This window comes from Pontibacter sp. CAU 1760 (genome assembly GCF_054482735.1).
Window position 1 is genome coordinate 164,612 of sequence record NZ_JBTLRL010000008.1, and the last position, 12,202, is coordinate 176,813.

Below are 12,202 nucleotides of genomic sequence, written 5' to 3' on the forward strand. Positions count from 1 at the left end.
AGCTATTCAAACATCACCCATTATCAATCAACAAACCACTACCAATTTACATAGAAGCTACCTAACTTTGTAAGACACACGTAACTCATACCATGGGAAGAGCATTTGAATTTAGAAAAGCCCGTAAGTTTAAACGTTGGGATAAAATGTCGAAGGCGTTCACGCGCTTAGGCAAAGAGATTGTGATGGCTGTGAAAGAAAGCGGCCCGAGCCCTGACACGAACTCCCGTCTGCGCGCCGCTATCCAAAACGCCAAAGGCGTGAACATGCCGAAAGACCGCATCGAGGCGGCCATCAAGCGGGCATCCTCCAAAGAAGAGAAAGATTACGAAGAAATTGTATATGAGGGCTACGCTCCCCACGGTATTGCGGTGGTAATTGAGTGCGCCACCGATAACCTGAACCGCACTGTTGCCAATGTGCGTATGCACTTCTCCAAAGGCGGCGGTTCGCTTGGCAAAACCGGCTCCCTGGATTTTATGTTCGACCGCAAGGGTATCTTCAAGATTGCCGCGGAGGGTGTGGACCTGGAGGAGCTAGAACTGGAACTGATTGATTTCGGTGCCGAGGAGATTTACGAGCATGAGGGCGAAATCATCATCGAGACCCCATTCACTGAGTTCGGTAACATGCAGAAGGGCTTGGAGGAAAAAGGGATCGAAACCATTAGCGCCGACGTACAGCGCATCCCGACTACCCGCACCGAACTAACCGAAGAGCAGGAAGAGGAAGTACTGGGCCTGATCGAACGCTTCGAGGAAGATGACGACGTGCAGGCAGTATACCACAACATGGCCTAAGCTTACGAACAAAGCATATGATGGCTGTCCAGGGTTTTGGCTTGGACAGCCATATTTTTTTACCACTTTTATACCATCCCGACCGGTTAATCTAATTTAGTCAGACACAACCTGCCTGCTATGCTGCTCTACTTCCTTTTTATACTTGGTTTCATCATCCTGATAAAAGGGGCAGACGTGCTGGTAGCTGGCGCCTCCTCCATTGCACGCCGATATGGCCTTTCCGAAATGGTGGTGGGCCTGACCATCGTCTCGTTTGGCACCTCCCTGCCTGAACTGATCATCAATGTGCTGTCGAGTATGCGGGGGCAGTCGGAACTGGCCATTGGCAATGTGTTTGGTAGCAACGTGGCGAACCTGCTCCTGATTCTGGGAGTAACTGCCATCATCTGCCCCTTGCCAATCAAGCGCAACACCATCCTCACGGAGCTCCCGTTTTCGCTTATTGCCACCCTGCTGGTAGGCTTCCTGGCCAATGCCACCCTCATGCATAACCGTACTGAGCTATACATCAGCAGGCTGGACGGCGCGATACTGCTCTTTTTCTTTGTGCTGTTTATGGTATACATCTACCACATTGCCCGCACCAACAAGGAGGAAGTGCTGGCCCACCAGGACGATTTGCCCATTATGCCCATGAACAAAGCTATCCTGCAGATAGTCTTGGGCGCTGCAGGCCTGTTTGTGGGTGGTAAGTGGGTTGTGGATGGGGCTGTTTTTATTGCGCAGTCGTTTGGATTGAGTGAGTCGTTCATTGGCTTGACGATCGTGGCCATTGGCACCTCGCTGCCCGAACTGGTAACCTCGGCCATGGCTGCCTATCGCCGCAACATCGATATTGCCGTGGGGAACGTGATAGGCTCCAATATCTTTAATCTGCTGTGGATATTGGGCATCAGCGCCCTCATCCGCCCGCTGCCTTTCGATGTGGTCAGCAACTCTGACATAGTGATGATGATCTTTGCCAGCACCCTTCTGATTCTGGCCATGCCCCTACCTATCCGCAACGCCATCAGCCGCTGGAAGGGTATCTTCTTTCTCTTCGTTTACTTCAGCTACATCGTTTACCTGATCATGCGCGGATAAGGGTAACACCCTTTTAAGCTGAATCCAGCTAACCGATGTACAGTCCATTTTAACACCAGGTAACCATCCACTCACCTATCCATTCCTGTTTTCTGTTCAGCTGCCCTTTGAGTTAGCGGTTGCTTGCCGACCATAACTTTTCAAGCTATTTCCCTCCTCTGACACTCCCGCAATGCCATCCTGCTAACTGACATTGTAGGTAATCCGCTACTTCAACAAGCTCCTTAAACCCATTTGAACGCCATGACACTCCGACTTGGGTGTTGATGGCCCAAAAACACATATTAATCTCATAATCAATATATTACATACAAGATTTTGTACTTGACGTAGCCATGACGTAGCCCTCGAGTAGCCGTGATGTAGGTACTTTTTTCGTGGTCCGGGGCGGGAACTGTAATATTGAGAGACAACCTAAACAGGCAACAAGCTATTGCTCCAGTGATTTCACTTCGGGGTATATGGAGACCCACCCAGCGGTTGTTTGCATGGCAAAAGGTAATTGATTGATCACAGCAAATTTTAGTAACACCCTAAGCACACCTAAAGAACACCATGATGAAGAAACAATTTTACACAGCACTTGGCTGCCTTACCTTAACTGCCTGCTTGCATACAAGCACTTTTGCAGGCGGCTATAGTATGTTGCGGCCAATGCCAACACTTGCTGCGCAAGCGGCAACAGTTACAGGAAAAGTAACGGATGAAAAAGGCATTGAGCTGCCAGGCGTTACAGTAGTGCTGAAAGGCACTACCAAAGGCACCACCACTGACGTGTCTGGTAACTTCTCCCTCCCTTTGCCTGACGGAAACGGCACCTTGGTGTTCTCATATATCGGGTATTTGGCGCAGGAAGTTCCGATCAACAACCGCGCTGCCATCAACGTCTCCCTTAAGCTGGATATGAAAACCCTGGAGGAGGTAGTAGTGGTAGGTTATGGTACCCAGAAAAAGAGCGTGGTTACCGGTGCGATCAGCAGCGTGAAAGGCTCTGACCTGGAAAACCAGCAGATTACCCGCGTGGAGCAGGCCCTGCAGGGCCGTACTACTGGTGTAACAGTTGCCTCTAACTCTGGTGCTCCTGGTTCAGCAGCGACGGTGCGGGTGCGAGGTATAACTACCCTGAACAGCAACGATCCGCTCTATGTGGTGGACGGTGTAGTGGTAAATGGTGGCATTGACTACCTTAACCAGGCTGACATTGAGTCTATTGAAGTACTGAAAGACGCTGCTTCTGCCGCTATCTACGGTGCCCGTGCCGCCAACGGTGTAATTCTGGTGAGCACGAAGCGTGGCAAAGCCGGTGTGATGGCTGTTAACTACAATGGCTATTATGGTGTGCAGGGCCCGGCGCGAAAGCTGGATCTGCTGAACGCCACGGAATACGCCACCCTGCGTAACGAGGCCTCTGTAGCAGGCGGTGGAAACATCGTGTATGAGGATCCCCGCTCACTTGGCGAAGGCACAGACTGGCAGGAGTATGTATTCAACGACAATGCCCGTATCCAGAACCACGAGTTCAGCATCAGCGGCGGTAACGATAAGTCTACCTTCTTCAGCTCGTACGGCTACCTGGATCAGCAAGGTATCGTTACCAGCGAGATCTCGAACTACAAGCGCCACAACATCCGCCTGAACTCCACTCACAAAGTGGCCAAATGGCTGACTGTGGGCCAGAACCTGGGTTACTCGCATATCAAGAGCCAGGGCAGCCTGAACCCGAACACGGAGTTTGGCGGACCGCTTAGCTCAGCCATCAACCTGGACCCAACCACGCCGGCGTTGATCACGGATGAGGCGATTCTAAGCGACCCAAACAGCGTCTATAACACACAGCCTACGCTGCGCAACCCACAGGGCTACCCTTACGGCATTTCCACTACGGTGCAGCAGGAAATGACAAACCCACTGGCATACGTACAGACGCAGCTGGGCAATTACGGCTGGTCCGATAACATTGTAGGCAACGTGTTCGCAGAGGTAGAGCCGATCGAAGGCTTGAAACTGCGCTCTACGGTAGGCACAAAGCTGGCTTACTGGGGTGGTGAGAGCTTCAGACCGATTTATTACCTGAATGCCTCTAGCGTAAGCCAGCAAACGGCTTTCAACCGTGACAGAAGCAAGGCCTTCGATTATAACATCGAGAACGTCCTTTCCTACACACGCGGCATCGACAAGCATAACTTTACCCTGCTTGCAGGTCAGGGAGCCTACAAGGACAGCAACACCAGTGGCATGTTCATTTCCTTCTCCAACATCCCGGCCAATTCTTTTGACGAGGCTTCCTTTAACCTGAAAGTGCCTACTGCCAGCAGAACCGCTGACGCTTACGAAGGCATTGAGCACACGGTAAGCTCACTCTTCGGCCGCGTGGTGTATAACTACGACGAGAAATACCTGTTCACAGGTATCATCCGCCGCGACGGTTCTTCCCGCTTCGGTACAAACAACAAGTACGGTTACTTCCCTTCTGCCTCACTCGGCTGGGTAGCTTCACGTGAAAACTTCTGGCCAGCCAACGACGCTGTGAACTTCCTGAAAGTGCGCGGTTCTTACGGTGTGGTTGGTAACGATGCCCTGGGTAATTTCCGCTACATCTCCACAGTGGGTGCTAACCGCAACTATACCTTCGGTAACGACAACTACCTGATCGGTTACAGCCCGGATGCGCCAGCCAACCCAGACCTGCGTTGGGAGGAGACGACACAAACCAACGTTGGTTTCGAGACAACCCTTTTCAACGATTGGAACCTGACATTCGACTGGTATAACAAGAAGACGACAGGCATCCTGCAGCAAATCGACCTCCCAGGCTATGTGGGCGCAACCGGCAGACCTTGGGGCAACGTGGCCGACATGGAAAACCGTGGTGTTGAGTTGGAGTTAGGCTACCGCAGAACAATCGGCGACCTGACCTTAGGTGTAAATGGGAACGTTTCTTACCTGCACAACGAGATCACGTACCTGGGTAACGGCAAGCAATTCTTAGAAGGAGGCGAAGGCGTCCAGAATATCGCTTACCCACTGACACGCAACGCAGTAGGCCAGTCTTACGGTGCATTCTACGGTTTCCGCACGATGGGCATCTTCCAGAACGAGGCAGAGGTAGCCAACTACAAAGGTGCTAATGGCGAGGCGATTCAGCCAAACGCCAAGCCAGGAGACTTCCGTTGGGCAGACCTGAACGGCGACGGCCAGATCAACGCCGACGACCGCACGTTCATTGGCAAGCCGCTTCCGGACTGGACGTATGGTATCACGCTGAACGCCGCCTACAAAGACTTCGATTTGATGATCTTCGGACAGGGCGTGGCAGGAAACCAGATCTTCCAGGGGCTTCGTCGCCTCGACATCCCGACAGCAAACTGGCAGCAGTCTGCGCTGGGCCGCTGGACTGGTGAGGGAACGTCAAACGAATACCCACGCCTGACCACCAACGACACGAACCGCAACTTCACCTACCCTTCTGACTTCTTCCTGGAAGACGGGGATTATTTCCGCATCAAGACGCTGCAGGTAGGCTATACCCTGCCAAGCACACTTTCTTCGAAGCTGGCCATGCAGAAAGCTCGTGTATACGTGAGCAGCAACAACCTACTGACCTTCACGAAATACTCAGGGTATGACCCGGAAATCGGCGGAAACATCTTCGGTATCGACCGCGCTTTCTATCCGCAGGCCCGCTCGTTCATGGTAGGTGTTAACATTGGATTTTAATTAAAAGAAGCTCAAGCAAAATGAAAAATACATATATAAAATACGCCGCTATCCTGGCGCTGGGCTTACCGGCGCTGAGTGCCTGCGATAAAGACTTCCTGGAGGTAGAACCGAGAGGAACCGTACTGGAGTCTAACTACTACAGCAACCCACAAGAGGCATTTGCCGGCCTGGTAGCCGCTTACGACCCTTTGGGTTGGGAAGCCGGTGGCACCTTCCACAACATTGCAGCCATTAACGGAGCCTCGGACGATGCCTACGCAGGCGGCGGTGGTTCTTCTGACATGAACACCTGGCAGGTATGGAACAACTACACACTGGACCCGGCCATCGGGCCGCAGAGCGAGTACTGGAACAGAAACTATACCGGTATCTCCAGAGCCAACACCATCCTGGAGAAGGTACAGGCGGGCATCCCGGGTATGGACAATGCCATGCAGGCCAGATTCATAGCTGAGGCCAAGTTCCTGCGTGCTTACTATTACTTTGATCTGGTGCGTCTGTTCAAAAACGTGCCCCTTATCACAAACTCGCTTTCTACAGAGCAGATTTACAACGTGACGCAGGCAAAACCGGAAGAGGTATACGCCCAGGTAGAGAAAGACCTGACGGAGGCTATCCAGAACCTGCCTAAAACTGTTCCGGCATCCAGCGAAGGCGGCCGTGTAACCCAGGGTGCTGCCAAGGCACTGTTAGGCAAAGTACACTTGTACCAGAAAGAGTGGAGCCAGGCAGCAGCACAGCTTGCTGATGTGAACGGCACACCGGGCGGTACAAGCCAGTATGGCTACAAACTGATGAGCAACTTCGGAGCGATCTTCAGCCCTGCCAACAAGTTTAACAGCGAGTCTATCTTTGAGATTGTGCACACGTCTGTGGCGAACGGCCATTGGGGAAGCTGGCCAGGTTTCGAGGGTAACGTAGCCGTTACCATGATGGGGCCAAGAGGTTACGCAGGTTCTACTTATGTGGCTGGTTGGGGCTTTAACCCACTTACCCTGGACCTGGTAAACGCACTGAAAGGCGACCCGCGCTACAAGTACACAGTAGCGAACTTAGATAGCCTGGAGAAAGCAGGTGTAGCCTCTTACGAGAAGGGTTACCAGAACACAGGTTATTTTGTAGAGAAGTACGCACCGAAAGCCGCTTGGAAGAGCACCGGTGGTGGTGAGCCATTGCTGAACTGGCCGAACGATTACATCGAGATACGTTTGGCTGACACTTACCTGATGGAGGCAGAAGCGCTGATTCAGGGTGGTGGAGACTTAGCCAGAGCGGCAGCTTTATTAAATGCCGTTCGTGCTCGTGTTGGCCTTGCCCCGGTAGCAGCTACACTCGAGAACGTGTACAAAGAGCGCCGTTTGGAGCTGGCCACCGAAGGCCACCGCTGGTATGACCTGGTGCGCACCGGCAGAGCGGCCACCATGTTGGCATCAAAAGGCTTTGTGGCAGGTAAGCATGAGGTACTTCCTATACCGCAAGCCGAGCTGAACAACACCAAGCTTGTTCAAAACGCCGAGTACCGCTAATCAATAGCTAATCCTTGTTAAAGAAAAGAATCATGACTTATAAGATTTCTAAAACCAGACTGTATTCATTCCTGGCTGCGGCGTTGCTTTCGAGTATGTTTGCCGCCTGTACCCCGGAGGAAACGGATTTGGAGCTCGCTCCGGCCCCTACCTCTGAGATGGTGACCTTCTCCATGACGCCGAAGGCTGATAACGCGAACATCATCACCTTCACAAACGAAACGCCAGGCGCCTTCAAGGCGATCTGGGATTTCGGAAACGGTTCTACCGCTGAGGGGATGCAGGCAGAAGGTGCCTTTGCCGTAGCCGGCGACTATACCGTGAAGCTGACCGTTTTCACGGCGGGCGGTTATACCACTAACACCAAAACGGTTCGTATCGCGCAAACCAACGTGGCGATGCTGAACCGCGAGGACTACAACTTCCTGACAGGCGGTGCCAGCAACGCGACAGGCAAGACCTGGGTGATTGAGAAAGACCAGAAAGGCCACATGGGTGTGGGCCCAATCAGTGCGGCCACGCCGGAGTGGTGGTCTGCCGCGCCGAACGACAAAGCCGGTGAGGGTTTGTATGACGACGAGATGGTGTTCAACCTGAACGGCTTCGCTTATACCTACAAGAACAACGGCACGACTTTCGTGAACGGCGCAAACGCGTCTGGATTAGGTGGTCAGAACGGTGGTGATTATACCATGCCCTATACCCCTCCTACCAACATGACCTGGACTATTGTAGAGGAGAACGGCAAGAAGTTCCTGACACTGTCAAACAAAGGCTTTATTGGGTACTACACGGGTGTTTCGCGTTACGAGATCCTGAAGTTGGAGGAGAACGAGCTGTACCTGAAAAGCGGAGAGGCGGCCAACGCCGGTAACGGCTGGTGGTTGCGTCTGGTACCAAAAGGCTACAGCCGACCAGTAGCTGAAAAGCCTTACAAGGCAGCCGATGTGAACGACACCTTCGATGCAGCCGGAAACGTGGTATGGAAAAAGGATAACCTGACGCTGAACGAGAGCTACGACAACCCGGCTCCACTCGGTATCAACACATCTGCCAAAGTGGCCATGTATGTGAAGCAGGAAGGACCGGCGTTTATGTTTGCGAACATGTTCACGGAGTTTGCACACAAGCTCGACCTGCGCCAGCGCAACGTGATCAAGCTGAAGGTATTCATCCCTAGCTACAACGACTTCACGACTGAGGCTGGCGAAGGCTGGGCCAACAAGCGCTTGCTCAAGCAGGTATCTGTCAAACTACAGGATGCCTCATCAGCGCAGCCATGGACGAACCAGGTAGAAGTGAAGCAGCAAGTAAGCCAGCTGGACAAGTGGGTAGAGCTTACCTTCGACTTCGGCGCGGCAGATGTGATCAGCAGAAAAGACCTGGACCGCATCGTGATTCAGGTCGGCGGCGAAGGAAACCACATTCCGGGTATCTTCTTCCTGGACGACATTGAATTAGTAAAGTAGTAGCTGTTTGGAAAAGCCAGGGCCTGAAAACCCTGGCTTTTTTCTAAGCACACACCCATTACCTGCAAGGGGCTTCTCCTGCCGCTTGCTCAAAACAAATTCTTTATGCTTTTCCTCAGTATCAAAAACATTTATATTTCATTGGTGGCCCTCTCGCCTTTGTTTGTGTGCAACTCCTGCTCCGATAAAAAAGAGACGCCCATGCCCATTGTTACCAGGCCGCAAGCGCCTACCGACAAGAACTGGCAGTTCGAGACAACGCCCGTTTGGGCAGATGAATTCAACGCCACCGGTGCACCCGACCCAAACAAGTGGGGGTATGATGTCGGGGGTAGCGGCTGGGGCAACAACGAGCTCCAGTATTACACCAACAGCCAAAGCAACGCGAGCATGGCCGACGGCAAGCTCACCATCACGGCGCGCAAAGAGAACATGAATGGCAGCGAGTATACCTCAGCCAGGTTAGTAAGCAAAGGAAAGGGTGATTTCTTGTATGGCCGTTTTGAGATCAAGGCGAAGTTGCCAACCGGAAAAGGCACCTGGCCCGCTATCTGGATGCTGCCAACCGATTGGGAATACGGCGTGTGGCCTAAGTCTGGCGAGATAGACATCATGGAGCACGTGGGCTATGACCAGAACAAAGTGCACATCACCGTGCATACCGATGCCTACAACCACGGCAAGGGCACCCAGAAAGGAAACAGCAAAGTTATTGAAACGGCCAGCACCGAGTTCCACCGCTACCGCGTAGACTGGACCCCTTATGCCGTGAGAGGCTACATCGATGACGAACCGGTATTTGAGTTCATCAACGACGGCAAGGGGTATGCCTCCTGGCCTTTCAACAAGCGTTTCCACCTGCTACTCAACATTGCGGTTGGCGGCAACTGGGGAGGCGCCCAGGGCGTGGACCCGAACGTGTACCCGCAAAGCATGGATATCGACTATGTGCGGGTATACAAAATGATTGAGCAATAACAGTTTCCAACCGGTTTATAACTTTAAAACAATTGCAGCCGAATGAAATTTAAAAATATAGCCTGGGCAGCCTGTCTTGCCCTTGCGTGCCTGTCTAATGCGCAGGCGCAGAAAACGAAACCCACAGCCTCCTCTAAAGCGCATGCCCCTTACAACGAGGCCGATGTGAACAAGAAAGTGGAGGCCCTCCTGCAGAAGATGACGCTGGAGGAAAAGGTAGGGCAGATGGCCCAGATCACGCTGGATGTGGTAGGCAAGGGCGACAACCGCTACACGAGCTTTGAGCCGCTGGCCCTTGACAAAGACGCGCTGAAGAAAGCATTGGTGGACTATAAGATCGGCTCGGTGCTGAACACGGCCAACAACCGCGCCCTGACGCCGCAGAAGTGGTACAGCATCATCAGCGAGATCCAGCAGGTGGCCATGAAAGACACGCGACTTGGTATACCCGTTATCTACGGCGTGGACCAGATCCACGGTGCCACTTACACGGCCGGGGCCACCATGTTCCCGCAGCAGATAAACCAGGCTGCCAGCCGCAACCGTGCCCTCGTGAAGCGTGGCGCTGAGATCACAGCCTACGAGACGCGCGCCAGCTCTATTCCCTGGAACTTCTCGCCGGTGCTGGACCTGGCACCGGACCCGCGTTTCCCGCGCCAGTTCGAGTCTTTTGGCGAAGACCCCTACCTGACCACACAACTGGGTATTGAGATGATCGACGGGTACGAAGGCGTGCATAACAACATCGGGCACCCCGAGCATGTGGCCTCTTGCCTGAAGCACTTCCTGGGTTACCAGGTGCCTACTTCCGGAAAAGACCGCACCCCCACCACTATTTCTGATGTGGACCTGCGCGAGTATCACCTGCCAGGCTTTAAGGCGGCCATTGATGCCGGTGCCCATACCATCATGATCAACTCGGGCATCATCAACGGGGTGCCCGTGCACTCTAACCACGACCTCCTGACCAAGCTCCTGAAAGAGGAACTGGGCTTTAAAGGTTTGGTGGTAACGGACTGGGGCGATATCGAGTACCTCATCAACCGCGACCGTGTGGCCAGCACCATGAAAGAAGCCATCATGCTGGCGATCAATGCCGGGGTGGACATGTCGATGATCCCGTACCAGTATGAGCCGTTCTGCGATGGATTGGTGGAACTGGTAAAAGAAGGCAAGGTAAAGGAAGCGCGCGTGAACGATGCCGTACGCCGCATCCTGCGCGTGAAGTATGCCCTGAACCTGTTTGAGCAGCCAACCACCAACCCGAAGAACTACCCGAAATTCGGCAGCAAGGAATTTGAGGATGCCGCCTACCAGATGGCCGCTGAGTCTATTACCCTCTTAAAGAACCAGAACAACGTACTGCCGCTGCAGAAAGCCGCAAAGGTATTGGTGACTGGCCCGAACGCCAACAACATGCGCACCCTGAACGGTGCCTGGACCTACTCCTGGCAAGGTGAAAAGACAGATGAGTTTGCCGGCAAGTACAACACTATCCTGGAAGCTGTACAGCAAGAGATTGGCAAACAAAACGTGACTTACGTACCCGGCGTGAGCTACAAAATGGATGGCAAATACTACGAGGAAAACACTGACCAACTGGATGCAGCCATCGCGGCAGCGAAAGATGTGGACGTGGTGATTCTTTGTGTGGGCGAGAACACTTCCACTGAAACTCCCGGCAACCTGAGCGACCTATACCTCTCTGACCTGCAAACGGAGCTAGCCACCAAGCTTTTAGCCACCGGCAAACCGGTTGTAGTCGTGTTGAACGAGGGCCGTCCGCGCATCATCAGCCGCATCGAGCCAAAGGCGCAGGCCATTGTGCAGATTTACCAGCCAGGCAACCTGGGAGGCAATGCATTGGCCGATGTGCTTTTCGGAGATGTAAACCCTTCAGGCAAGCTGCCATACAACTACCCGCGTTTTCCGAACGCTTTGGTACCATACATCCATAAGCCAGCCGCTGAGCAGCAAACGGTGGCAGGAGCCTATAACTACGAGGCGGATTACAGCCCACAGTATGAGTTTGGCCATGGCCTGAGCTATACCACCTTCCAGTACAGCGACCTGAAAGTGAGCAAGCCTGAGTTTGGCGCAAATGAGCAGCTGACGGTAACCGTGAACGTTAAGAACACAGGCCAGCGCGAGGGGAAAGAAACAGTGGAATTATATACCTCCGACCTGTATGCCAGCGGCATCACCCCGGACATGCGCCGTCTGCGCCGTTTCGAGAAGATCAGCCTGAAGCCGGGCGAAAGCAAAACCGTAACGTTTACCCTTTCTACTGAGGACCTGGCCTTTATTAACCGCGAAGGCAAAAAGGTAGCTGAAGCCGGTGAGTTTGCCGTGAAAGTAGCCGATCAGGCCCAGAAGTTTAAGCTCACTGAAACGAAGACGCTGTAAGCAATGCTTTTGAATACGGGTATATCAGTCTACCTCCCCAAGCAAACACAGCGCTGTCCCCCAATAGCAGCTGGTTCGGGAAGCCAGACTGACTTACCCAACAACTACCATTAACCCTAAAAAGAAGCGGCAGGCCAAATGGCCTGCCGCTTCTTTTTAGGGTTAATAATGTAAACTTGTGATTTCAAAGCCTTGATAATACCCTCGTATTTCCAAG

The 12,202-nt window shown here is 53.0% G+C and carries 7 protein-coding genes; all 7 read left to right on the top strand.

Annotation, left to right across the window (positions count from 1 at the left end):
• Window positions 1–92: 92 nt before the first annotated feature.
• The 7 genes from ACXYMU_RS13120 to ACXYMU_RS13150 all read left to right on the top strand — a co-directional run bounded on the left by ACXYMU_RS13120 (window position 93) and on the right by ACXYMU_RS13150 (window position 11,985).
• The gene (locus ACXYMU_RS13120) at window positions 93–800 is read left to right on the top strand and encodes a YebC/PmpR family DNA-binding transcriptional regulator (protein WP_458986859.1); all 708 of its coding nucleotides are present in this window, start codon (window positions 93–95) and stop codon (window positions 798–800) included.
• A 120-nt stretch (window positions 801–920) separates the two neighbouring features.
• On the top strand, window positions 921–1,886 hold the full coding sequence (locus ACXYMU_RS13125) for a calcium/sodium antiporter (protein WP_458986860.1): 966 nt from the start codon (window positions 921–923) through the stop codon (window positions 1,884–1,886).
• 555 nt (window positions 1,887–2,441) lie between these two features.
• Complete coding sequence (locus tag ACXYMU_RS13130; RefSeq protein ID WP_458986861.1) at window positions 2,442–5,603, top strand: SusC/RagA family TonB-linked outer membrane protein; 3,162 nt, start codon at window positions 2,442–2,444, stop codon at window positions 5,601–5,603.
• Between the two features lie 20 nt (window positions 5,604–5,623).
• Complete coding sequence (locus tag ACXYMU_RS13135) at window positions 5,624–7,132, top strand: RagB/SusD family nutrient uptake outer membrane protein (protein WP_458986862.1); 1,509 nt, start codon at window positions 5,624–5,626, stop codon at window positions 7,130–7,132.
• Window positions 7,133–7,164: 32 nt separating this feature from the next.
• Entirely contained in the window at window positions 7,165–8,601 is a 1,437-nt protein-coding gene (locus ACXYMU_RS13140) for a PKD domain-containing protein (RefSeq protein WP_458986863.1), read from the top strand.
• A 105-nt stretch (window positions 8,602–8,706) separates the two neighbouring features.
• Entirely contained in the window at window positions 8,707–9,579 is an 873-nt protein-coding gene (locus ACXYMU_RS13145; protein WP_458986864.1) for a glycoside hydrolase family 16 protein, read from the top strand.
• A 42-nt stretch (window positions 9,580–9,621) separates the two neighbouring features.
• On the top strand, window positions 9,622–11,985 hold the full coding sequence (locus ACXYMU_RS13150) for a glycoside hydrolase family 3 N-terminal domain-containing protein (RefSeq protein ID WP_458986865.1): 2,364 nt from the start codon (window positions 9,622–9,624) through the stop codon (window positions 11,983–11,985).
• Window positions 11,986–12,202: the final 217 nt, after the last annotated feature.